This is a genomic window from Streptomyces sp. NPDC048361, from assembly GCF_040651795.1.
In the GTDB taxonomy this organism is placed as follows: domain Bacteria; phylum Actinomycetota; class Actinomycetes; order Streptomycetales; family Streptomycetaceae; genus Streptomyces.
Window position 1 is genome coordinate 1 of sequence record NZ_JBEZKW010000061.1, and the last position, 22,015, is coordinate 22,015.

Consider the following 22,015-nt stretch of genomic DNA (forward strand, 5'->3'; position numbering starts at 1 on the left):
CCCAGACCACCCGACCGGAACGTCCAGCCGAACACCGCACCATAAAAATCCAGCGCGGCACCCAGATCCCGAGCCATCAGGCTCACCCAGCACGGCACGCCAACGACGCCCGAGCGGTGTCTGCCCGGGGCGGGCGGTTCCGCGGTGAGATCGGTGTGGTTGGGCGGCGGCGTCACGAAAGCCCTCGCTTCGCTTCCAGCAATTTCGGCAGGGAATTTCGCCAGGGAATTTCACATGCCGGCACAGAGACCTGGCACGGAGACCTCTCCAGTGTCGCGCGTACGGTTGGCGCGCGCACGCCGGAAGCCCGGGCGGGCCCCGGAGGCTCAGCGGTCGGGGTCGCAGCTCTCCCGGCGCCGCCCGATGGTGAGCAGGGCCGCCATGAGCGCATCGTGGTCGTCCCGTGCCGCGGTGTGGACCGCGCCCTCCTCCAGGACGGTGCGCAGCTCCGGGAGCCCCGCGGTCCCCGGGGTCGTACGCAGTACGACGGCGCTGGGCGGCGTCAGCGAGCGCAACCCGGTGAACAGGGCCGCCGGGTCGCTGTCGCCGTGCATGCTCGGGTCGAGCACGGTGACGTCGGGCAGCAGGACATACGCCTGCGCCAGGGCGAGCCGGGGGCTCGGGGTGTGCGCGATGACGCGGAAGTGGGGGTTGCGGTGGATGTGCTCGCGCAGCACCGCGGCTTCCTCGTCGGTGGCTACCAGCAGCACGGTCATCACGCTCCCAGCATGGCGCCCCGGCCCCATCCGAGCCACGCGGGAGGCCGCCGCGCGGGCGCCGAGGCTCAGGCGAAGGGCGCAGGAGCCGAGGCTCAGACGAAAGGCGCAGGAGCCGAGGCTGAGGCGAAGGCTGCCTGCGCGATGAGCCGGGCCGTGTCCCGTCCGGCCCGCAGGGCCAGGGGGTCGGTGGCGGGCACACAGTGACCGAGCGCGGGATCGTACGCGCCCATGACGACGCCGGCGTGGTCGGCCGCCGGTTCGTGCAGGCTCACTGATTCGTGCCGGTCCTTCGGCCCGTCCAGGCTCACTGATTCGTGCAGGTCCTTCGGCCCGTGCGCGGCCTCGGCCCTCCGCCGCGCGGCCAGCGCCGCATGGAAGGTGCGGGAGTGCCCGCTCTCGATGATCGTGTCCGCCGCGCCGTGCACCAGAACGACCGGCACACCCGGCGCACCCGGCACCCTCGTCGCGGGCGCCGAGGCCAGATCCTCCAGGGGGACGGTGCCCGTGCTGCGGGCCGGGAGCTCGTACCGCCCCGCGATGCCCACGACCGCCTTCGGGAGCTGTCCGCCGGCGAGGTCGGGTCGCAGGGCCGTCCCGATCGCGGCGCCCGCCCCCATCGACCATCCCGCCACGACGAGCCGCGCCGGGTCGGCGCCGAACGAGGCCGCGTTCTCGCGTACGTACCGCAGGGAAGCCAGGAGATGCGTACGGCCGCCGTCGGGGGAGTCGGGGCGCCAGTCGGGCACGAACACCGTCACGCCGTGCCCGGCCGTCTCGCGTGCGAGCGACGCGACTTCGAACCTCGTGTCCGGGGCGGATCCGTGCCACAGGAGTACGGCCGGTGTCGACGCCGGGGCGGCCTCCGGGCTGTACACGTCGAGGAGTTGGGGTGGTTCGCCGTCCCGCGCGGTGGTGTAGGGGACGGTCGAGCGAGGGTGGATCGGCATGACGGTCCTGGCGATGGGAGGCAGAAGGGGAGTTCACGGTAGCGGAGCTGCGCGAACGGGCCGAGGCCGGTGCACCGGATTCCAGGCCCGGGGTACCGGATTCTGGGCCGGTATGCCGGATTGACCCATCTCCTCCGCTATGACCGATTATGCCCAAACCTCACAATTTCCGCCTCCCGTACGGGAGTTGGGCCGACCGTGGGACAACAACCGTGGCGGACCCGATACGGTGCTCGTGTGCTGATCAAGGGGCAGGAACCGGGTACGGCGCTGCTGCTGGCGGCCGCTCCGGCGAACAAGGGGCGTCTCATCGACGCGGCGTCGGCGCTGCCCGGTCTGGCCGCGGTGGCCCCGGGCGTGCTGACCGGCACGGAAGCGGCCAGCATCGTGGAACTCGCCGACCCGGTCGACCCGCAGACCGTGCTGACCAGGCTCCGGGCCGTGGCCGCCGCGCCCGGCCCGCTGTCCGTGTATCTGGCGGGGCAGTTGCACGTCGATACACGCCGCAACCAGGTCCATCTGGCGCTCGCCCGCACCACACAGGCGAGTCTGCGCTACACCGCGTTCCCCTGGGACTGGCTGGTCCATGAGCTCCAGGTGCGCGGGCCGGGCACGACCACGGTGATCGTCGACCTGGTCGCCGACCCGGCGGCCTGGCAGCGGCTGCGGCAGGAGGGCGTGGGCCTCGGCCCCGGCGTCCGCCTCTACGGCCGGGTCGCCCCGCCCGCGCCGCGCCGCGCGATCGCCTCGCCGGACTATGTGAAGGCGTACGCCCAGGTGTGGCGCGGCGGCGCCCGTCCGCCACTCGCCGAGCTCCACGCGTACGCGGCGAATCAGGCGGCCCAGGCAGACCGGGCGGGCCCCGGCGCCGCGCTCCTCCTGAGTGCGGACATCCCGTCCGCCGCACCCCCCGCGCCCCGCCCCCTCCCGTCCGCCGCACCCTCCACGCCCCGGCCCCTGCCGTCCGTGCCGTCCGCCGGAACCCGGGCGAACCCGGCCCGGCCCCTGCCGTCCCCGCCCACCGTGCCGCCCACGGCCGGCGGGCTCCCCGCCGATCCGCATCCGGCGATCCTGGCTGCCGCCCGCGCCGGCCGGCACGGTGAGGCGGCGTCGATGGCGGCGGTGTGGGAGAGCGAGGCGATGCGCGCCCACGGGCCCTCCTCGCCGCAGGCCCTGCACTGGCTGGAGGTCCGCGCCGACCTCGCCCGGCTCGCCCGGGAGCCGGCCCGGTCCTGCGAATTGTGGATGGCCTGCGCGCAGGCCCTGCTGGCCCGCCGACGGACCACCGACGACGCCGACGTCCAGGCGGCCGTCGACCGTGCGCACCATCAGTGGGAGCAGCTCGGCGACCCCGAGCGCGTCCGCGCGCTGGCTCCGGACCTGATCGCGCTGCGCACCCGGGTCCCCGGCCGGCAGGCGGGTGCGCTGGAGGCCGTGCAGCGACGCCTGGAACAGCTTCAGGCGGTCCCGGCCGCAGGACGCTAGCGGGGAGCTCGCCGCAGGACGCCGGCCGAAGGGCCAACACCGGGACATCGGCCGAAGAGCCCCCGCAGGACGCCGGCCGGGAGACCGCCGCTGCGCGCCGCTAGGGTCTGCGGCGCCGCCGCAGGCGTTCCTCCCAGCGGCCCGCCAGCCGCCCGGCCATCCAGAACCGGCTCGCCCAGCGCGCCGCCAAGCCTGCCCGGCGGCTCCGCCCGACTCCGATGCGTACGGAGGCCCGGGCGTCGAGAGTCCTTGGTTTCCGCATGGCTCCAGAGTGGTCCGGCAGTGTGGCCGGCGCACGTCGAGCGCCGGTGTGGCGCCGGGCCCTGGCCCTCTCAGGCGCCGCCCTCGGGAGCCATCGAATGTCGAGCGCCCGTGCGTGCCGGGCCCTGGCCCTCTCAGGCGCCGCCCTCGGGCCGTGCGTACGGCACCCGGCCGAGCTCGTGTACGGAGCTGACCCCGCCCCACTCGTCCTTGCCGAGCCGGGCCAGCGGCCGCAGGCGGCCGATGTCGGGGTGCCCGTCGACCATGACCTCCTCCGAGATCACCGCGTGCACGACCCGGCCGAACACGACGGTCGAGTCGCCGATGCCGACCGTGCTGTGCACCTCGCACTCCAGGGCGACCGGGGACAGCGCCACCCGGGGCGGCTTCACCCGCAGGCTCGGCTCGGTGGCGAGCCCCGCCTGCTCGAACTCGCTCACACCGGGCGGAAAGGAGGTAGCGGTGGTGTTGACCTGATCCATGAGGGGTTCGGGAGCCAGGTTGACCACGAACTGGCCCGTCGCCTCGACGTTGCGGAGCGAGTCCTTGCGCCCCACCGAGGTGAACTGGACGACGGGCGGCGCGACGGAGGCGATGGTGAAGAAGGAGTGCGGCGCGAGATTGGAGGTCCCGTCGGGAGCCACGGTCGACACCCAGGCGATGGGGCGCGGCACCACGGTGGCGGTGAGCAGCCGGTAGAACTCCTCGGCGGACATGACGGCGGGATCGAAGTCAATACGCATGGCGCCAGTATCCTCCGCCCGGCCAACCCGCTTCCGGACCGATAGTCGAGGGCGCAACTACAAGTGCAGAAAGGCGAGTTGAGGTGTGTGCAAGCCGGGACCGAATCGTGTCCGGCGCGCCGCCGGGTGCCCTGGCGAACACCCCGGTAACCGCTGCCACTGGTGTGTACCTGTGGTGGCGGTGCGGCCCCTGGCCCGGGTATGACGTGGCAGGTACGGTGGGGCGGCATGAAGATCCTCATCAGCGCCGACATGGAAGGCGCCACCGGAGTCACCTGGCCGGCCGACGTGCTGCCGGGCACGCCCCAGTGGGAGCGCTGCCGGGCGATGTTCACCTCCGACGTCAACGCGGCGGTGCTCGGGTTCTTCGACGGCGGAGCCGACGAGGTGCTCATCAACGAGGCGCACTGGTCGATGCGCAACCTGCTTCTTGAGCGGCTCGACGAACGGGCCCAGATGCTCACCGGCAAGCACAAGTCGCTGTCCATGGTCGAGGGAATCCAGCACGGGGACGTCGACGGCATCGCCTTCGTCGGCTACCACACGGGCGCCGGTACGGCGGGCGTCCTCGCCCACACCTACCTCGCCAACTCCATCACCGGGGTGTGGCTCAACGGCGCCCGCGCGAGCGAGGGGCTGCTCAACGCTCATGTCGTCGCCGAGTACGGGGTGCCCGTGGTGCTGGTCACCGGTGACGACCTCACCTGCGAGGACGCCGAAGGCTACGCGCCGGACGCCCGCAAGGTCGCCGTCAAGGACCACGTCTCGCGCTACGCGGCGGTGTGCCGCACCCCCGCCCGTACCGCGGGAGACATCCGGGCCGCGGCGAGATCCGCCGCGCCGCTCGCCCGCCGCACGGCACCCGTGGAGGGAGGGCCGTTCACCGTGGAGATCGAGTTCGACGCCGAGCATCTTTCCGACGCGGCCACCGTGGTGCCCGGGGTGGCGCGTACGGGTGAACGGCGCGTCGAGTACACCAGTTTGACGATGTATGAGGGAACCCGCACGTTCAAGGCGGTCACCACGATCGTCTCGTCCGCGGTGGAGGAGCAGTATGGCTGAGGTGGAGACGATCGACCAGGTGGCGCTCGACGAGGTGGCGCTCGACGAGGTGGTGGCCTTCACCTCCGGGCTCATCCGGATCGACACCAGCAACCGGGGCGGCGGCGACTGCCGTGAGCGGCCGGCCGCCGAGTACGTGGCCGAACGGCTGGCCGCCGCGGGCCTCGAACCCCGCATGCTGGAGCGCACCGAGGGCCGTACGAACGTGGTCGCCCGCATCGAGGGCAGCGACCCGTCGGCCGACGCCCTGCTGGTCCACGGTCACCTCGACGTGGTGCCCGCCGCGGCCGCCGACTGGAGCGTGCACCCCTTCTCGGGCGAGGTCCGCGACGGCGTGGTCTGGGGCCGCGGCGCGGTCGACATGAAGAACATGGACGCGATGGTCCTCACCGTCGTACGGGCCTGGGCCCGGCACGGTGTGCGGCCACGGCGGGACATCGTCCTCGCCTTCACCGCCGACGAGGAGGACAGTGCCATCGACGGCGCGTCCTTCCTCACCGACGACCACCCCGGACTTTTCGAGGGGTGCACGGAAGGCATCAGTGAATCGGGCGCCGTCACCTTCCACGCCGGACCCGGCCTGGAGGTCTACCCGATCGGGGCGGGCGAGCGCGGCACGGCGTGGCTGCGGCTCACCGCGCAGGGCCGCGCAGGGCACGGCTCGAAGGTGAACCGCGCCAACGCGGTGAGCCGGCTCGCCGCCGCCATCACCCGCATCGATGCCTACGAGTGGCCGGTGCGGCTCACCCCCACCGTCCGCGCGAGCCTCGTCGAACTCGCCGCCCTGCACGGCATCGACGCCGACCCGGGCGCCGCCGACTTCGACGCCGACGAACTCATCGGCAAGCTCGGCCCCGCCGCCTCCCTGGTCGAGCCCGTGCTCCGCAACAGCGCCAACCCGACGATGCTGGACGCCGGTTACAAGGTCAACGTCATCCCGGGCCTCGCCACCGGATACGTCGACGGTCGCACCGTACCCGGCGGCGAGGACGAATTCCGCACCACCATGGACGAGTTGACCGGCCCCGACGTCGACTGGGACTTCTACCACTCCGGTGTGTCGCTCCAGGCGCCCGTCGACTCGCCGACGTTCCGCAAACTGCGGGCCGCCATCGAGCGGTTCGCGCCCGAGGGGCACGTGGTGCCGTACTGCATGTCGGGCGGCACCGACGCCAAGCAGTTCTCGCGCCTGGGCATCACCGGTTACGGATTCGCGCCGCTGCGGATGCCGGCAGGCCTCGACTACCAGGCGCTGTTCCACGGCGTCGACGAACGCGTACCCGTGGACGCCCTGCACTTCGGCGTCCGCGTCCTCGACCACTATCTGCGGTCCGCATAGGGAGAGTTGCCACGATGGTGCCCACCGGGGCTTACGGAAGCTGGCCGTCGCCGATCGACGCGGCCGTCGCGGTCGCCCACGACGGATCCCCCGACTACGTGGGGATGGTCGGCGACGACCTGTGGTGGACGGAGGCTCGCCCCGCGGAGGGCGGCCGCAGCGTCCTCGTACGCCGCCGCCCCGACGGCGAGGCCGAGACGGTGCTGCCGGCGCCGTGGAACGTGCGCAGCCGCGTCATGGAGTACGGCGGCGCACCCTGGCACGGCGCCGCCCGTGCCGGACAGGGCCCGCTCGTCGTCTTCGTGCACTTCGCCGACCAGCGGCTCTACGCCTACGAGCCGGACACCACCGAAGAGCCGCGCCCGCTCACCCCGCTCTCCCCGGTCGGCCAGGGGCTGCGCTGGGTCGATCCCCGTATCGATCCGGAGCGCGGCGAAGTGCGGTGCGTCCTGGAGGAGTTCACCGGCGACGCTCCCACTGACGTACGCCGGGTGATCGTGGCCGTTCCGCTGGACGGCTCGGCCGCCGAACACCGGGCGGCTGTACGGGAGTTGAGCGACGGTCATCACCGCTTCGTCACCGGGCCGCGGCTCTCGCCGGACGGTCGGCGGGCCGCCTGGATCGCCTGGGACCATCCGCGGATGCCGTGGGACGGCACCGAGCTGATCCTCGCCGACGTCGCCGACGACGGCACGCTGCACGGCGCCCGTACCGTCGCCGGAGGCCCCGAGGAATCCATCGCGCAGGCCGAGTGGGACGCCGACGGGCAGCTCCTGTTCACCTCCGACCGCGACGGCTGGTGGAACCTGTACCGGGTCGACCCCGACGCGGGGGCGGCGACCGCGCTGTGCCCGCGCGAGGAGGAGTTCGCGGGCCCGCTGTGGCAGGTCGGGCGCCGCTGGTTCCAACCCCTGGACAGCGGCCTGATCGCCGTCGTGCACGGCAAGGGCACCACCACGCTCGGCATACTCGACCCGCGCAGCGGCGAACTCGTCGACACCGCGGGCCCCTGGACCCGGTGGGGCGCGACGCTCGCCGCCCATGGCAGCCGCGTCGTGGGCGTGGCCGCGAGCCCCCGCAGCGGCGCCGAACTCGTCGAACTGGACACCGCCACCGGCCGCGCCCGCGTGATCGGCTGCGCCCACACCGACACCGTCGACCCCGCGTATTATCCCGACCCGCTGGTCCGCACCTTCACCGGGCCCGACGGCCGCGCCATCCACGCGCACGTCTACCCGCCGCACCACCCCGACCGCACCGGCCCCGGCGACGAACTGCCGCCCTACGTCATCTGGGTGCACGGCGGCCCCACCAGCAACGTCGCGCTCGTCCTCGACCTGGAGACCGCCTACTTCACCTCGCGCGGCATCGGCGTCGTCAAGGTCGACTACGGCGGCTCCACGGGGTACGGGCGCGCCTACCGCAACCGGCTGCGCGAACAGTGGGGCATCGCCGACGTCGAGGACTGCGCCGCCGTCGCCCGCGCCCTGGCCGACGAGGGCGCCGCCGACCCGCGCCGCATCGCGATCCGCGGCGGCAGCGCGGGCGGCTGGACCACGGCGGCCTCCCTCGCCACCACCGGCGTGTACGCCTGTGGCGCCATCAGCTATCCCGTCCTCGACCTCACGAGCTGGCTCGGCGTCACCCACGATTTCGAATCGCAGTACCTGGAGAGCCTGGTCGGCCCCTACGCCGACGTGCCCGGCCGCTACGGCGAACGCTCGCCCGGCCGGCACGCCGACCGTGTCACCGCCCCGTTCCTGCTGCTCCAGGGCCTCGACGACGCGATCTGCCCGCCCGTGCAGTGCGAGGAGTTCCTGGAGAAGATGGCAGGCCGCGGCATCCCGCACGCCTACCTCACCTTCGCGGGCGAGGGCCACGGCTTCCGCCGCGCGGACACCATGGTCCGTGCCCTGGAAGCCGAACTCTCCCTGTACGCCCAGGTGTTCGCGATCGACCGGACCGACATCCCCCTCCTGGAGCTCACCAAGTGAGCCTCACCGCACTGACCCGCCCGCCCCGGCTGCGGCCGGGCGCCAGGATCGCCGTCACCGCGCCCAGCGGACCCGTCGTCGAGGAACGGCTCGCCGCCGGCCTCGACATCCTGCGCGGCTGGGGCCTCGACCCGATCGCCACGCCCCAAGTCACCGAGCGGCACCCGCGGTTCAGGTATCTGGCCGGCGAGGACGAGAAACGGGCACGCGACTTCCAGGACGCCTGGTGCGACCCCGCCGTCGACGCGGTGATGTGCGCCCGCGGCGGCTACGGAGCCCAACGCATGGTCGACCTCCTCGACTGGGAGGCGCTGCGGGCCGCCGGCCCCAAGGTGCTCATCGGCTACAGCGACGCGACCGTCCTGCACGAAGCGTTCGCCGTCCGCCTGGGCCTGTCCACCCTGTACGGCCCCATGGCGTCCGCGCTCTCCTTCACCGCCGACCGCGCCGCGCAGGAATCCCTGCGCACCACCCTGTTCGAGCCGGAAGCCGCGATGACGCTCGGCCGGCCGGGCGCCCGCGCCCTGGTACCCGGCCGGGCCCGCGGCCTCACCTTCGGCGGCTGCCTCTCGCTGCTCACCGCGGAGCTCGCCACCGCGCACGCCCGGGTGTCGTCCGCGGGCGGCCTGCTCCTGCTCGAAGACATCGGCGAGGACGACTACCGCCTGGACCGTGCTTTGACCCAACTCCTGCGCGCGGGACGGCTGGAGGGCGTCACCGGGATCGCGCTCGGCTCCTGGCAGGAGTGCGGACCGTACGAGGAGAGGGTGCGCCCGGTGCTGTACGAACGCCTCGCCGGGATCGGTGTGCCCGTCGTCGAGAACCTCGGCTTCGGGCACTGCGAGAACGCCCTCACCATGCCGCTGGGGGTGCCGGCCGTCCTGGACGCGGAGGAGGGCACCCTCACCCTGGAGACACCCGCCCTCGCCTGAACCATGGCGGCCCCCGGCCCGGCCCGGCCCTCACCCCTACCCGCGCACTCGCCACTCCGCCGCCCCCGGGCCGAAGCCGCCCACCCGTCAAATACCTTGTGCCGCAGGCGTTGACGCGCAACTTTGACGTGTCACAGCATGAGGGCGCCGGGCCTACCGATCGGTAGGCCAGCTCGCCGTGGAGGACACCGTGACCCGTCGCCCTGCCGTGCCCAGATCCCGCAAGCCGCTGGCGGCCGCCCTCGGCGCGGCGCTCGCCGTACCGCTGCTCGCGGCCGGCCCCGCCACCGCGCAGGGCGCCGCCGACGCGCAAGTCGCCGTCACAGCGCTGAAGTTCACCGTCCGCGCCGGCAACCAGACCTGTGCCGTCGACGCGGACCTCTACCGCCCGTCCGGCGTCGACAAGAAGCACCCCGCGCCCGCCGTGCTCACCACCAACGGCTTCGGCGGCAACAAGTCGGACGGCTCCACCGCCGGGACCGCCAAGGCGTTCGCCGAGCGCGGCTATGTCGCCCTCGCCTACTCCGGGCTCGGCTTCGGCAAGTCGGGCTGCCTGATCTCCCTCGACGCCCCCGGCATCGACGGCCGCGCCGCCTCCCGCCTCATCGACTTCCTCGCCGGGACCCGCACCGCCGACGACGGAACCCGTATCGACTTCGTCACCAAGGACCGCCCGGGCGACCCGCGCGTCGGCATGATCGGCGGCTCCTACGGCGGGGCCATCCAGATGGCGACGGCCGCCGTCGACCACCGCGTCGACGCGCTCGTCCCGCTGATCACCTGGAACGACCTGTCGTACGCGCTCGACCCCAACAACGTCGCCGACCGCAAGGTGCCCGGCGCCTTCAAGTGGCAGTGGACCAACGGGTTCTACCTCATCGGGGAGAGCCAGCCGATCACCCTGCCCAACCTCGACCCCTCGCGCTGGGGAACCCTCGGCTGTGTGCACTTCGCGCCCGACGCCTGCAAGACCATCGGCCTGCTCAACTCGGGCAGCTACCCCGCGGCCCCCACCGCCGCGATGCTGCGCTACGCCCGCAGCGTCTCCCCGGTGACCTACCTCGACCGCGTCGAAGCCCCCACGCTGCTCATCCAGGGCCAGACCGACAGCCTGTTCAACCTCAACGAGGCGACGGCGACATACAAAACGCTCAAGGAGAACGGCACCACCACCAAGATGATCTGGCAGTCGTGGGGCCACAGTGGCGGCCAGGCGCCCGGCGAACTCGACCTGAGCAAGGGCAACTTGGAAACCAGCTACACCGGGCAGCGCATCCTGTCCTGGTTCGACCACTACCTGCGGGGCCACAAGCACACCGACACCGGGCCCGCCTTCGCCTACTACCGCGACTGGCAGAGCGGCTACGGCGAGGCCTCCAAGGTCCCGCCGCTCACCCAGAAGGTGTACCTCTCGGGCGACGGCAAGCTCGTCGACAACCGTAAGAAGGTGGCGCGCGGCAGCCGCACCTACACCAACGCCCTTGTCCCGACGAGCCATTCGGAGAGCTCGCTCGCCGGCATGATCGGCCTGCCCGACCCCGCACCGTACGACACACCGGGCACCTACCTCGGCTGGGACACCGACCCGCTGAAGGCGCCCGTCGATGTGGTCGGCTCGGCCAAGGCCACGCTGAAGGTGGACTCGCCCGCGGCCAGGGCAACACAGAACTCCCAGGACGCCGCCGACAAGCTCGTCCTGTTCGCCAAGCTCTACGACGTGGCGCCCGACGGCACCAAGACGCTGGTGCGCCGCCTGGTCGCCCCGGTGCGGGTGCCCGACGTGACCAAGCCGTTCACCGTCGCCCTGCCGGGCATCGCCCACCGCTACGAGGCCGGGCACCGCATCGAGTTCGCGATCGCCGCGAGCGACGACGCCTACCTCGGCAACAAGGGCATCAAGCCGGTGACCGTCGTAAGCGCCCCCGGCTCCACGGGAACGCTCCAACTGCCCGTCGTCAACGGGAGGTTGAACTGATCTCCGCGTAGCCGGGGCGCACGATCTCGTCGATGATGCGACGGCGCTCCGGCAGCGGCAGGAACGCCGCGTCGACCGCGGCTACGGTGAACTCCTCGAAGACCTCCGGGCCGTAACCGAAGGCGTCCGCCATGTGCTGGAACTCCTCGCTCATCGTCGTGCCGGACACCAGTCGGTTGTCGGTGTTCAGCGTCACCGTGAACCCGAGCCGGCGCAGCTCGTCGATGGGGTGCTTCTCGTACGAAAGGGCCGCGCCCGTCTGGAGGTTGGAGGTCGGGCAGACCTCCAGGGCGATCCGGTTGTCACGGACGAACGCGGCGAGGTGGCCGAGCGTGCCGTCCGCGGCGATGTCGTCGGTGATCCGCACGCCGTGCCCGATGCGCTCGGCGCCGCACACCTGGACCGCCTCGTGCACCGACTCGGCGCCCACGGCCTCACCGGCGTGGATGGTGATGTGGCAGTTGGCGCGCTTGAGGTGCTGGAAGGCCGGCAGGTGCTCGGCCGGCGGGTTGCCGATCTCACCACCCGCGATGTCGAAGCCCGCCACACCGCGGTCACGGTGCGCGACGGTCAGCTCGGCTATCTCCAGGGAGCGCCGGGTGTGCCGCATGCCGGTGAGCAGCGCCCGCACCGTGATCCTGCCGCCGGTGCGGCGCTCGCCCTCGCGCAGCCCCTCGTTCACGGCGTCCACGACCTCGTCGAGGCTCAGGCCGCCCTCCAGGTGCTGCTCGGGGGCGTACCGCACCTCCGCGTAGACGACGCCGTCGGCCGCCAGGTCCTCGGCGCACTCGGCGGCGATCCGGTGCAGCGCCTCGCGGGTCTGCATCACCGCGCAGGTGTGGGCGAAGGTCTCCAGGTAGCGCTCCAGGGAGCCGGAGTCCGCGGCGTCACGGAACCAGAGCGCGAGCTCGGCCGGGTCCTCGGTCGGCAGCGCGGTGTAACCACAGGAGCGGGCCAGCTCGACGATGGTCGCGGGACGCAGCCCGCCGTCGAGGTGGTCGTGGAGGACGGCCTTCGGAGCGCGGCGGATCCACTCGGCGGGGGTGACCGGGGCGGGGGCGGCGAGGTTGTCTGACAAGTGCATGAGGCGGGAGTGTACAGCGTGTCGGGCGGGGGTTGTCCGGTACCGGACTGCGGGCCCCCTGGTACCGGACTGTGGGCCACGCCGGGGCTTGGCGGAGGGTGTGCTCCGGGGCCTGGCCCCTGCCCCGTCCGATGCCGGGCCGACGAGGCTCGCCCCGGTGCCTAGTTCGACTGAAGGATCGGGAGGGCCGGGGCGCCCGAGGGCAGCATGTGTTTGGCGGCCATGACCGGGGTGCCATCGACCCGTACGACCTGGGTGATCAGTACGGCCGGGGTGTCGGCGGGCCGGTCGAGCTGCTCGCCCCTGCGCCGCCCGAGCAGCGTGGCGCTCACTCCGCTGTGCGCGGTCAACGCCACGCCGCGCGAGGCGTCGCCGAGGACGGTGAGCATCGAGGCGGCCGGCTCGGCGCGGAGCGCGTCGGCGAACGCGGGGTGCGACCGCTCCAGAACCTCCTCGGGCGCCGCCCACTCATGGCTCAGTGCGACCGCGAGATCGGCCCCGACCAGCAACGACTCCCAGAAGCGCAGCTCGGACCCGGCGGGCGCGAGCAGATGCTGCGCCGTGAAGTCGGTGGGCTCCTCGCGGCTGCGCAGCAAGGCCCGCACGCGCACCGGGCCCAGCAGATCGTCCAGCGGCTGCACGTGCTCGAAGCCGCGCTGGGGCGGCCGGTCGTTGACGGTGCGACCCACCCCGCGCCGTACCGAAAGCAGCCCGTCCTCCTGGAGCAGGAGCAGCGCCTCGCGCAGGGCGGGGCGGCTCACACCGAGCTCGCCCGCGAGCTTCGGCTCGGACGGCAGGGTGGAGCCCGGGGGATAGGTGCCGTCGTGGATGGCATCCGCGATCCGCTCGTACAGCGCCACGACCGGCCTGCGCCGCTGTCCGTTGCCCGCCATGGTCCACCCCTCGCCGTACCGCCTCGACGTACCGGAAGGCCCAGCATGCCCGGCGCTCACTTGTCTGACAAGGCGACCCCAAGGCCGGTGCAGGGAGCGCATGGCCGGCGCGGGCGGGCAGGGGCCGGCGTGGGCGGGCAGTGGCTCACCCATACGGCTCGCTCCAGCGCACCCCGGGGCAGCGCATCCGTCACGCTGGGCGCAACGTACCTGCGGCACCACGAGCGCACGCTGGGCGCAACGTACCTGCGGCACCACGAGCGCACGCCGGGCGCAACGCAGCTGTGGCACCACGAGCGGAAGGGCGGCGCCATGAGTCCGAGGGGTGAGTCACGCAGTACGCAGGACAGGGCGGGCGGCCTCGTCACACCGGGCAGGATCGCGGTCCTGGTCCTCGCCGTCCTGGCGCTCGTCTTCATCTTCGAGAACACCCGCCGCGTCAAGATCCGGCTGCTGATCCCCGAGGTCACCATGCCGCTGTATCTCGCGCTGCTCGCGGTGTTCGTCGTGGGGCTGTGCTGCGGCTACTTCCTGCGCAGGCGGAACAGGTGACGGCCGTAGGGGCCACCGTCCGCGTGATCGGATCAGTAACCTGACCCGATGCGAACCGAGTCCGGCTTCCTCGCCCAGGGCCCCCGCGTGGGCATACGCACCTTCACCCGCCAGGACGCCGAGGAGTTCACCGCCCTCGCCGCGGCCAGCCGCGCCCTGCACGCCCCCTGGCTCTTCCCGCCCGCCGACCCCGACGCGTATGCGAGCTACGTGGACCGCCTCCTGGACGATCCGACCCGGCACGGCTACCTGGTGTGCGAGCGGGGCGACGGCCGCATCTCCGGGTTCATCAACATCAACAACGTGGTGGAGGGCGCCTTCCAGAGCGGCGCGCTCGGCTACGGCGCGTTCGCCCCGGCGGCCGGCCGCGGCCTGATGAGCGAGGGCCTCACTCTGGTCGTCCGCCACGCCTTCACCCGGCTCGGCCTGCACCGCCTCGAAGCGAACATACAGCCCCGCAACGAGGGCTCCGTCAACCTGGTCCGCCGCGCCGGCTTCCGCCTGGAGGGCTACTCGCCGGACTTCCTCTTCATCGACGGCGCGTGGCGCGACCACGAACGGTGGGCCATCACGAAGGAGATGACGGAGCGGCGTGGGGAGTCGCTCGGGGCATAGGGGGAGGGCCGGCGCTGCTGCGCTCGGGGCGGTAAGGGCGGATGCGTGACGGCTGGCGATCCATGATCCGGTGCCTGTCGGACGGAAAATATGCACGCGGGGCTTGTGTTGTGTGCACGTAAACTGGCCCAAGTTGACGTCACGATGAGGGGGTTCGTGTCATGGCTGGACCGAGGGGGCGTCGGGCGGTTCTGCTGCCGGGGGCGGATCGCCCCGCACGCAGCTGAATGACGTCGCCGGGACAGGCGCCGGGGGCGGTGCGGACATTGGACGCAACGGAGACTCCGGACGATGACACATGGACGCCGAGCCTCCGCCGCGCCGTCGCCAAGGACCCTTGTCGGCGTCCTGTGTGCCGCACTCGTGGGTGCGCTCACGGCCTGTTCGGCACCTTCGGAGCCGCGGTCGGGACAGAGCCGGGAGGCACCAGCCCGGCGGGTGCCGTACTGGCTCGATGGGGTGACGCCTGCCCAGGTGGCCCAGCACATGAATTTGACGATCCCGGGGCGGGCTGCCGACGTCAGAGCGGCGTACCAGGTGGGTTTCCAGGACGACGCGGCGCTCCTCGCCTTCACCTTGCCCACGTCGGATGTCGACAGGTTCATTCAGGGGCTGAAGCCCGTGAGCCCGCTGGAGCACCGCGCGCTTCCGTAGCCCCATTCGGGAGCGACGCAGCCCCCCACCACGCCTTTCGGTCACCTGGGGCTGAAAGAAGCGAAGACGCCGCCGACGTCATCGAGGGATCCGTGTGCACGGTGTGCAAGGGGGACCTGAACTACTTGAACATCTCCGTCCATCCCCTCGACGCGCACACGAGCCAGCTGTACTTCGACGCCGCAGTCTGACCGGGGCGGGCAGGGGGAGCTGTTGCGACGCCTGGCCTCAACGGCGGCCGCTGCGCTTGTAGTTGACCTTCATGGTGTCGAGGTCGGTCACCGTCGAGCGCAGATCACGGAACCCGTGGCCGAGCGCCGAGAGCGCGGACTCGGCCCGGTCCTCGGCGATCGCGGCGGCCATCTCGTCGCCGTCGGCGGCGTCGGATACCACGGTGAAGCGCCATGAGAAGTGCTTCAGGACGCGGTCGTAGGCGAGCGAGCCCTCGGGCGTGAACTCCATCGCGGTCAGCCCGTGGTCGTCGGCCTCGGCCAGCAGCCGCGCCCGTGAGTCGTCGCTCAGGCCGTCCCACACACCGCGCACGATGACCCGATAGGTGTGCTGATCGCTCATGTCCCGCTGTCCTTCCGCGTACGGCCTGTCCGTTGCGGGTAGATCGTCGCTCACGGAGCGGAATGTGTCGATCGATATACGGTGCGCGGGCCGCCCCGCGCACCCGGCTCGGCCCGCCGGGCACTCGGCCTTTGCGCAATCCTGACCCGGGGTGCCCCTGGCCGTTGTCAGTGGGGCGGTGTTCCATGGTCATCGGGGGGTCGGCCGAAAGAGCCGCCGAAGCCCCGTACGAGGGAGTGAGGTTGCCTTGGCGACGACCGTGCGACGTGCCGTACTGACCCTGCCCGGCGCCCCGTTGGGCGAGGCGAACCCGCTGCCCGCGCTGCGCCCGCGCGACGAACTGCACCGGCTCGACGAGCGGGCCCGCGAAGGGCTGCCGCGCGACATGGCGCGCCAGATCGGGTACGGGCCGCTGGAGACCCTGCTGCCGGTGCGAGTCCTCGACGGCTACGGACGGCAGCGGTCCCCCATCGAGCTCGACACGATCGTGATCGAGAACGAGCGGCTGCGCGCCACCGTGCTGCCCGGCCTCGGCGGCCGCGTGCACTCCCTGTTCCACAAGCCCACCGGCCGTGAACTGCTCTACACCAACCCGGTGTTCCAGCCCGCCGACTTCGCACTCAACGGCGCCTGGTTCTCCGGCGGCATCGAGTGGAACATCGGCGCCACCGGCCACACCACCCTGTCCTGCGCCCCCCTGCACGCCGCCCTCGTACCGGCGCCGGACGGCGGCCGGATGGTCCGCCTGTGGGAGTGGGAGCGGCTGCGCGACCTCCCCTTCCAGGTCGACCTGTGGCTCCCCGACGACTCCGACTTCCTGTACGTGGGCGTACGCATCCGCAATCCGCACGAGAGGACCGCGCCGGTCTACTGGTGGTCCAACATCGCCGTCGAGGAGGGCGAGCGCACCCGTGTCCTCGCCCCCGCCGACGAGGCCTGGCACTTCGGCTATGAGCACACCCTGCGCCGGGTGCCCATGCCCACCTGGGACGGCGTCGACCGCACCTACCCGCTGCGCGGAGAACACCCCGCCGACTACTTCTACGAGGTTCCCGACGGCGCCCGCCGCTGGATCGCCTCGCTCGACGCGAGCGGGCACGGCCTCGTGCAGACCTCCACGGACACCCTGCGCGGCCGCAAACTCTTCCTGTGGGGCTCGGGCCGGGGCGGGCGTCGCTGGCAGGAATGGCTGACCGAGCCCGGCACCGCCGGATACGCCGAAATCCAGGCGGGCCTCGCCCGCACCCAGTTGGAACACGTGCCGCTCGACCCCGGCGCCGAGTTCGCCTGGCTGGAGGCGTACGGCCCGCTGACCACCGACGCCGCGCTCGTGCACGGCGCCGACTGGACGGCCGCCCGCGCCGAGACCGAGGCGAGCCTTGAGCGAGCCCTGCCCCGCACCACGGTCGACGAGGCCTACGCCGCCTGGCGCCCCTTCGCCGACGCCGAGCCCGCCGAGAGCCTCGCCACCGGCTCGGGCTGGGGCGCCCTCGAAGCTCTGCGTACGGGGGTGAAACTGCCCGGCACCCCGTTCCCTGAACTGACGCTCACTCAGGAACAGCAGCCCTGGCTGGAGTTGCTGCGCTCCGGCGTGTTCCCCGAACCGCGCAAGGTGGCGCCGCCCGGCCCCAGCCTCGTCGCACCGCACTGGCGCGACATGCTGGAGACGGCGCCCGCCGACCCGCTCACCGAGTACCACCTCGGCATCGCCCAATGGCACGCCGGCGACCGGGCCCAGGCGGTGCGCAGCTGGGAGCGCGGCCTGCCACTGGCCCCGTCGCGCTGGCCGCTGCTGCGCTGCCTCGCCGTCGCCGACCAGCTCTCCGGACATGCGAGCCGCGCCGCCGACCGCTACGTCGAGGCGTACGACGACTTCTGCCAGGAACGCAGGGACGGCGAGGCCTGGACGGCGGCCGACGCCGCGCTCGGCCGCGAGGCGATGGAAGCCCTCCTCACGGCGGGCCGCCCCGCCGAAGCCCGCGCGATATGGGCCCGGCTGCGCCCCGCCGTGCGCGAACGCGGCCGTTTCCGTCTCATCGAGGCCCAACTCCTGCTCGCGGAGGGCGACTCGGCCGCCGCACGCGCCCTCTTCGCCGCGGGATTCGAGGTCGCCGACCTGCGCGAGGGCGCCGAAACCCTGAACGAGGTATGGGCCCGCCTCACCGACGACCCCCTCCCGGACCACTACCAGTACCGCATGCGGCCCGAGGAGTAGGCGAGGAGCGGGCGAGGAGTAAGGGAGGAGCAGGCCACGGCGGTGGGCCCCGGCGGTACTTGCCCACCGGGTCGTCTGCGGCCTGGGGCTGCCTACGCCCGGACGGTCAGTACGCCGGCTTGCGGTCGACGTACTCGAAGACCGAACCGTCGGGGTGGACGGCGATCAGATTGCGGCCCGCGGGCGTCGCGACCGGCCCCGCGATGACGCGGGCGCCCGCGTCGGTCAGGGCGGCGTGCGCCTCGTCGACGTCCTTGACGGCGACCGTCGCCGCCACCTTGCGCAGCACGTCGAGCTCCGCCTCGGGACCGCTCATCAGCAGGAAGGCCCCCACGGCGGCGACCGACACGCCACCACGGTCGAAGCGGAGCGCCTGACTGCCGGTGACGCGCTCGTAGAAGACGATCGCGCTCTCCAGGTCGTCGACGCAGATGCGCAGCGTTGTCCCGAGAATCTCCATGTGACGAAGCCTAGTTGGGCGAGATCGCCCGCGGCAGGTGATCGGCGATCGGCGATCGGTGATCGGCGGGTGTGGATGTGGGGGCGCCCGCCGATCGTCGCAACGTGAGCCGGAGTCCCGGAGTTCTGGAGTCCCGGAGTCCCGGAGTCCCGGAGTCCCGGAGTTCTGGAGTCCCGGAGTTCTGGAGTCCCGGAGTCCGCGTGTATCGCCGGCGTATCGAAAAGTGCATACGCCGCCGCAACGACCTGCCGTCTCCAATAGGGGCATGAACCACGACGCTTCCCCATCGGCACCCGCCCCGACCTGAGGACCGGCATCCGCACCGGCTCCGGCGCCAGGGCCAGCCGCGGGGCAGGCATCGGCCGCGGCGTCCGCGCCCACGCTCGGCTTCTTCGCCCCGATCCGGTTCGCGGCGCTCGCCTCCGTGCCGCGGATTCTGGCGCTCGGCGCGGGCTGCTCGGCCCTGGTCGAAACCGCTCAGTACGTACTGCGGCTCGATCGCGTGTCGTCCGTGGACGACGTCCTGGTCAACGCCACCGGCGCCGTCCTGGCCGCGCTGGCTTCGCGCCGCTGGTGGCGCACGACGCCGCCGGACCTGACCCGCCCCACGCCGGCACCGGCGCCTGCTTCCTGAGCGCAACCGAGCTCCCGGCCAGACACGCATCGGTGGAGCTGGAGCCCGGCACAAGGACGCTCGCCGGGTACGCGCCCCGCATACGCCGGCGATATGCCGTGCTGTCTACGCTGCGGGCATGCGCGTACTGATCGTGGAGGACGAGCCCTACCTGGCCGAAGCAGTCCGTGACGGCCTCCGGCTCGAAGCGATCGCCGCCGACATCGCCGCAGACGGCGACCGCGCGCTGGAAATGCTCGGCGTCAACTCCTACGACCTCGCGATCCTCGACCGCGACATCCCCGGCCCCTCCGGTGACGAGGTCGCCCGGAGCATCGTCGCCTCCGGCAGCGGCATCCCGATCCTCATGCTCACCGCAGCAGACCGCATCGACGACAAGGTGTCCGGGTTCGAGCTCGGGGCGGACGACTACCTGACCAAGCCGTTCGAGCTGCGGGAGCTCGTCATGCGGCTGCGGCGCTGGAGCGCAGGCGCGCCCATGCCCGGCCGCCGGTCCGCGAACTCGCCGGCCTGCGGCTCGACCCGTTCCGCCGGGAGGTCCTCCGTGACGGCCGTTACGTCGCGCTCACCCGCAAGCAGTTCGCCGTGCTCGACGTCCTCATCGCCGCCGACGGCGGCGTCGTCAGCACCGAGGACCTGCTGGAACGGGCCTGGGACGAGAACGCCGACCCCTTCACCAATGCCGTCCGCATCACCGTCTCCGCGCTGCGCAAACGGCTCGGCGAACCGTGGATCATCGCCACCGTCCCGGGCGTCGGCTACCGCATCGACACCGACGACACCGACACCGACACCGACACCGACGGCGACGGCGCCCGCCCCGGCGGTCCCCATGCCTAGACGCCCCGGCCTCAGCGTCCGGTTGCGGCTCACCCTCAGCTACGCCGGCTTCCTCGCCGTGGCAGGTGCTCTGCTGCTGGCCGTGGTCTGGGTGTTCCTGCTGCGCTACGTACCCGACAACTCCAGGGGGCTCCTCGGGATCGCCCCCAACCGCTACCTCCTGGTGCGCACCTTCGCCCCCGCCGCGGCCGTCGCGATGTTCTTCCTGCTCCTGTTCGGCCTCGTCGGCGGATGGTTCCTCGCCGGCCGGATGCTCGCGCCGCTCACGCGGATCACCGCCGCGGCGCGTTCGGCCGGGACCGGGTCGCTGTCCCACCGGGTCCGGATGGAGGGCCGCCAGGACGAGTTCCGTGAACTGGCCGACGCTTTCGACGCGATGCTCGGCCGACTGGAGTCACACGTCGCCGAGCAGCGAAGGTTCGCCGCGAACGCCTCCCACGAGCTGCGTACTCCGCTCGCCGTCTCGCGGGCGCTGCTCGACGTGGCGGACAAGGACCCCACGCGTGACCACGACGAGCTGCTCGCCCGCCTGCGGGTCGTCAACACGCGCGCGATCGATCTCACCGAGGCGCTCCTGCTGCTCAGCCGCAGCGACCGGGGGAACGTCGCCCGCGACCACGTCGACCTCTCACTCGTCGCCGAGGAAACCGCCGAAACCCTGCTCCCGCTCGCGGAACGGCGCGGCATCACGCTCGACGTCACCGGAGCGGCGGCGCCCGCCGCCGGCTCGGCCGAGCTCCTGCTGCGGATGATGACGAACCTCGTGCAGAACGCCGTCGTCCACAATCTCCCCGCCGACGGCACCGTGAGGGTCGCCACCGGCGTGCTCGGCGACGCGAGCGTGGTGACCGTCGAGAACACGGGTCCCGTGCTGCCGCCGGAGCTGGTGCCGACCCTCATCGAGCCCTTCCAGCGAGGTGCGGAACGCGTACGCACCGACGAGCACGCCGGGGTCGGGCTCGGCCTGGCGATCGTGCACAGCATCGTCCGCGCCCATGACGGCACGCTCGACCTGGCACCCCGCCCCACCGGCGGCATTCTCGTCACGGTGCGCCTTCCCGCGCATCCCGGACCGGCCCCGTCCGGCCCCGACCCATCCGGACCGGCCCCATCCGGACCGGCCCCGTCCGGACCGGCCCCGTCCGGCCCGGCCCCGTCCGGCCTCGCCCCGCTCACACGCGGCAGAGGATCTCACCGTGCGGCACCATGAACCAGGCGTCGTCCTGGGTGCCCCACGCACGCCAGGCCTCGGCGATCGCGGCCAGCTCCGGCGCCGTGGCGTGCCCGCCCTCGACCGCCAGATCCGCGTACGAGGAGGCGACCGTACGCTCCGCCCACAGCCCGCTCCACCACGCCCGTTCCTCCTCGGTGGCGAAGCACCACGTGCTCGCCGAAGCCGTCACATCCGTACAACCCGCCTCCAGCGCCCAGGACTTGAGCCGTCGGCCCGCGTCCGGCTCGCCCCCGTTGGCGCGCGCCACCCGGTGGTACAGCTCCAGCCACCCGTCGAGGGCGGGTGACTCCGGGTACCAGGCGAAGGCCCCGTAATCGCTGTCGCGCACCGCGATGATCCCGCCCGGCTTCGTGACCCGGCGCATCTCGCGCAGCGCCTGCACCGGGTCGCCGACGTGCTGCAGTACCTGGTGGGCGTGGACGACACAGAACGTGTCGTCGGGGAAGTCCAGCGCATGGACGTCCGCCACCGCGAACGACATGTTCTCCAGACCGCGCCCGGCCGCGTACTCCCGGGCCCGCTCCACGATGCCCGCAGCGCGGTCGACCGCGGTCACATGCCCGTCCGGTACCAGCGCGGCCAGGTCGGCGGAGATGGTGCCGGGCCCGCAGCCGATGTCCAGGACTCGCATGTGCGGCTTCAGCTCGCCGATGAGATAGGCCGCGGAGTTGGCGGCCGTACGCCAGGTGTGGGAGCGCAGCACGGACTCGTGATGGCCGTGGGTGTAGACCGCGCTTTCGCTCTGCGTCGTGCTCTGCGTCGCGCGCGGCGTCTCCTGTGACATGGCTGACTCCCTTTCGCCGA

Annotated in this window: 19 protein-coding genes and 3 pseudogenes; 13 read left to right on the forward strand and 9 right to left on the reverse strand. The window is 72.4% G+C overall.

Going from position 1 to position 22,015, the window contains the following annotated elements:
• The 3 genes and pseudogenes from AB0D31_RS27990 to AB0D31_RS28000 form a co-directional block, all read right to left on the reverse strand.
• Positions 1 to 77, reverse strand: a pseudogene (locus AB0D31_RS27990) (VOC family protein); the annotation flags it as partial.
• A gap of 249 nt (positions 78 to 326) precedes the next feature.
• On the reverse strand, positions 327 to 719 hold the full coding sequence (locus AB0D31_RS27995; protein ID WP_362728196.1) for a hypothetical protein: 393 nt from the start codon (positions 717 to 719) through the stop codon (positions 327 to 329).
• Positions 720 to 811: 92 nt separating this feature from the next.
• Positions 812 to 1,666: an alpha/beta hydrolase gene (locus AB0D31_RS28000; protein WP_362728198.1), complete on the reverse strand. Its 855-nt coding sequence runs from the start codon at positions 1,664 to 1,666 to the stop codon at positions 812 to 814.
• 237 nt (positions 1,667 to 1,903) lie between these two features.
• On the opposite strand from AB0D31_RS28000, the gene AB0D31_RS28005 reads away from it, so the two are divergent.
• A complete protein-coding gene (locus AB0D31_RS28005) occupies positions 1,904 to 3,151 on the forward strand; it encodes a hypothetical protein (RefSeq protein ID WP_362728200.1) in 1,248 nt (415 codons plus the stop codon).
• A gap of 395 nt (positions 3,152 to 3,546) precedes the next feature.
• Here the strand turns inward: AB0D31_RS28005 and AB0D31_RS28010 are convergent, their stop codons facing one another.
• Positions 3,547 to 4,155 carry a flavin reductase family protein gene (locus AB0D31_RS28010; protein ID WP_362728201.1) on the reverse strand — a complete coding sequence of 203 codons (609 nt, stop codon included), beginning with the start codon at positions 4,153 to 4,155 and terminating at the stop codon, positions 3,547 to 3,549.
• Between the two features lie 228 nt (positions 4,156 to 4,383).
• Between AB0D31_RS28010 and AB0D31_RS28015 the strand changes: the two genes are divergently transcribed.
• The 5 genes from AB0D31_RS28015 to AB0D31_RS28035 all read left to right on the forward strand — a co-directional run bounded on the left by AB0D31_RS28015 (position 4,384) and on the right by AB0D31_RS28035 (position 11,457).
• Positions 4,384 to 5,217 carry a M55 family metallopeptidase gene (locus tag AB0D31_RS28015; protein WP_362728203.1) on the forward strand — a complete coding sequence of 278 codons (834 nt, stop codon included), beginning with the start codon at positions 4,384 to 4,386 and terminating at the stop codon, positions 5,215 to 5,217.
• Positions 5,210 to 6,556: a M20/M25/M40 family metallo-hydrolase gene (locus AB0D31_RS28020; RefSeq protein ID WP_362728205.1), complete on the forward strand. Its 1,347-nt coding sequence runs from the start codon at positions 5,210 to 5,212 to the stop codon at positions 6,554 to 6,556. The genes AB0D31_RS28015 and AB0D31_RS28020 overlap by 8 nt, the downstream gene beginning before the upstream one ends.
• Positions 6,557 to 6,570: 14 nt before the next feature.
• On the forward strand, positions 6,571 to 8,550 hold the full coding sequence (locus AB0D31_RS28025) for a prolyl oligopeptidase family serine peptidase (RefSeq protein ID WP_362728207.1): 1,980 nt from the start codon (positions 6,571 to 6,573) through the stop codon (positions 8,548 to 8,550).
• On the forward strand, positions 8,547 to 9,482 hold the full coding sequence (locus AB0D31_RS28030; RefSeq protein ID WP_362728209.1) for an LD-carboxypeptidase: 936 nt from the start codon (positions 8,547 to 8,549) through the stop codon (positions 9,480 to 9,482). The genes AB0D31_RS28025 and AB0D31_RS28030 overlap by 4 nt, the downstream gene beginning before the upstream one ends.
• A 190-nt stretch (positions 9,483 to 9,672) precedes the next feature.
• Entirely contained in the window at positions 9,673 to 11,457 is a 1,785-nt protein-coding gene (locus AB0D31_RS28035) for a CocE/NonD family hydrolase (RefSeq protein WP_362728211.1), read from the forward strand.
• Here the strand turns inward: AB0D31_RS28035 and AB0D31_RS28040 are convergent.
• Both AB0D31_RS28040 and AB0D31_RS28045 read right to left on the reverse strand, forming a co-directional pair.
• A complete protein-coding gene (locus AB0D31_RS28040; protein ID WP_362728213.1) occupies positions 11,438 to 12,541 on the reverse strand; it encodes an adenosine deaminase in 1,104 nt (367 codons plus the stop codon). The genes AB0D31_RS28035 and AB0D31_RS28040 overlap by 20 nt on opposite strands.
• Positions 12,542 to 12,702: 161 nt before the next feature.
• Positions 12,703 to 13,434: a GntR family transcriptional regulator gene (locus AB0D31_RS28045; protein WP_362728215.1), complete on the reverse strand. Its 732-nt coding sequence runs from the start codon at positions 13,432 to 13,434 to the stop codon at positions 12,703 to 12,705.
• A gap of 312 nt (positions 13,435 to 13,746) precedes the next feature.
• Between AB0D31_RS28045 and AB0D31_RS28050 the strand changes: the two genes are divergently transcribed.
• From AB0D31_RS28050 to AB0D31_RS28060, 3 genes are all read left to right on the forward strand, one after another.
• A complete protein-coding gene (locus tag AB0D31_RS28050) occupies positions 13,747 to 13,986 on the forward strand; it encodes a LapA family protein (protein ID WP_362728217.1) in 240 nt (79 codons plus the stop codon).
• 48 nt (positions 13,987 to 14,034) lie between these two features.
• On the forward strand, positions 14,035 to 14,601 hold the full coding sequence (locus AB0D31_RS28055; protein WP_362728219.1) for a GNAT family N-acetyltransferase: 567 nt from the start codon (positions 14,035 to 14,037) through the stop codon (positions 14,599 to 14,601).
• Positions 14,602 to 15,087: 486 nt separating this feature from the next.
• On the forward strand, positions 15,088 to 15,255 hold the full coding sequence (locus AB0D31_RS28060) for a hypothetical protein (protein ID WP_362728221.1): 168 nt from the start codon (positions 15,088 to 15,090) through the stop codon (positions 15,253 to 15,255).
• Positions 15,256 to 15,483: 228 nt separating this feature from the next.
• Here AB0D31_RS28060 and AB0D31_RS28065 read toward each other — a convergent pair whose 3' ends face one another.
• Complete coding sequence (locus tag AB0D31_RS28065) at positions 15,484 to 15,828, reverse strand: DUF6204 family protein (RefSeq protein ID WP_362728222.1); 345 nt, start codon at positions 15,826 to 15,828, stop codon at positions 15,484 to 15,486.
• Positions 15,829 to 16,075: 247 nt separating this feature from the next.
• Between AB0D31_RS28065 and AB0D31_RS28070 the strand changes: the two genes are divergently transcribed.
• Positions 16,076 to 18,043, forward strand: a complete 1,968-nt coding sequence (locus AB0D31_RS28070; RefSeq protein ID WP_362728224.1) for a DUF5107 domain-containing protein — start codon at positions 16,076 to 16,078, stop codon at positions 18,041 to 18,043.
• 106 nt (positions 18,044 to 18,149) lie between these two features.
• Here AB0D31_RS28070 and AB0D31_RS28075 read toward each other — a convergent pair whose 3' ends face one another.
• A complete protein-coding gene (locus AB0D31_RS28075) occupies positions 18,150 to 18,503 on the reverse strand; it encodes a VOC family protein (RefSeq protein WP_362728226.1) in 354 nt (117 codons plus the stop codon).
• A gap of 382 nt (positions 18,504 to 18,885) precedes the next feature.
• On the opposite strand from AB0D31_RS28075, the pseudogene AB0D31_RS28080 reads away from it, so the two are divergent.
• The 3 genes and pseudogenes from AB0D31_RS28080 to AB0D31_RS28090 form a co-directional block, all read left to right on the forward strand.
• Positions 18,886 to 19,137 (forward strand): annotated as a pseudogene (locus AB0D31_RS28080) (VanZ family protein); the annotation flags it as partial.
• Between the two features lie 118 nt (positions 19,138 to 19,255).
• Positions 19,256 to 19,977, forward strand: a pseudogene (locus AB0D31_RS28085) (response regulator transcription factor).
• Positions 19,970 to 21,187, forward strand: coding sequence for a HAMP domain-containing sensor histidine kinase (locus tag AB0D31_RS28090; RefSeq protein ID WP_362728227.1), 1,218 nt, complete (start codon positions 19,970 to 19,972; stop codon positions 21,185 to 21,187). The pseudogene AB0D31_RS28085 and the gene AB0D31_RS28090 overlap by 8 nt, the downstream one beginning before the upstream one ends.
• Here AB0D31_RS28090 and AB0D31_RS28095 read toward each other — a convergent pair.
• Positions 21,150 to 21,995: a methyltransferase domain-containing protein gene (locus tag AB0D31_RS28095; protein WP_362728229.1), complete on the reverse strand. Its 846-nt coding sequence runs from the start codon at positions 21,993 to 21,995 to the stop codon at positions 21,150 to 21,152. The genes AB0D31_RS28090 and AB0D31_RS28095 overlap by 38 nt on opposite strands.
• Positions 21,996 to 22,015: the final 20 nt, after the last annotated feature.

What these genes read in the sequence shown, in the direction of transcription:
- AB0D31_RS28000 (WP_362728198.1), bottom strand. Translation starts at nt 1,666, where the DNA reads ATGCCGATCCACCCTCGCTCGACCGTCCCCTACACCACCGCGCGGGAC.
- AB0D31_RS28010 (WP_362728201.1), bottom strand. Translation starts at nt 4,155, where the DNA reads ATGCGTATTGACTTCGATCCCGCCGTCATGTCCGCCGAGGAGTTCTAC.
- AB0D31_RS28015 (WP_362728203.1), top strand. Translation starts at nt 4,384, where the DNA reads ATGAAGATCCTCATCAGCGCCGACATGGAAGGCGCCACCGGAGTCACC.
- AB0D31_RS28020 (WP_362728205.1), top strand. Translation starts at nt 5,210, where the DNA reads ATGGCTGAGGTGGAGACGATCGACCAGGTGGCGCTCGACGAGGTGGCG.
- AB0D31_RS28025 (WP_362728207.1), top strand. Translation starts at nt 6,571, where the DNA reads ATGGTGCCCACCGGGGCTTACGGAAGCTGGCCGTCGCCGATCGACGCG.
- AB0D31_RS28040 (WP_362728213.1), bottom strand. Translation starts at nt 12,541, where the DNA reads ATGCACTTGTCAGACAACCTCGCCGCCCCCGCCCCGGTCACCCCCGCC.
- AB0D31_RS28045 (WP_362728215.1), bottom strand. Translation starts at nt 13,434, where the DNA reads ATGGCGGGCAACGGACAGCGGCGCAGGCCGGTCGTGGCGCTGTACGAG.
- AB0D31_RS28050 (WP_362728217.1), top strand. Translation starts at nt 13,747, where the DNA reads ATGAGTCCGAGGGGTGAGTCACGCAGTACGCAGGACAGGGCGGGCGGC.
- AB0D31_RS28055 (WP_362728219.1), top strand. Translation starts at nt 14,035, where the DNA reads ATGCGAACCGAGTCCGGCTTCCTCGCCCAGGGCCCCCGCGTGGGCATA.
- AB0D31_RS28060 (WP_362728221.1), top strand. Translation starts at nt 15,088, where the DNA reads ATGAATTTGACGATCCCGGGGCGGGCTGCCGACGTCAGAGCGGCGTAC.
- AB0D31_RS28065 (WP_362728222.1), bottom strand. Translation starts at nt 15,828, where the DNA reads ATGAGCGATCAGCACACCTATCGGGTCATCGTGCGCGGTGTGTGGGAC.
- AB0D31_RS28075 (WP_362728226.1), bottom strand. Translation starts at nt 18,503, where the DNA reads ATGGAGATTCTCGGGACAACGCTGCGCATCTGCGTCGACGACCTGGAG.
- AB0D31_RS28090 (WP_362728227.1), top strand. Translation starts at nt 19,970, where the DNA reads ATGCCTAGACGCCCCGGCCTCAGCGTCCGGTTGCGGCTCACCCTCAGC.
- AB0D31_RS28095 (WP_362728229.1), bottom strand. Translation starts at nt 21,995, where the DNA reads ATGTCACAGGAGACGCCGCGCGCGACGCAGAGCACGACGCAGAGCGAA.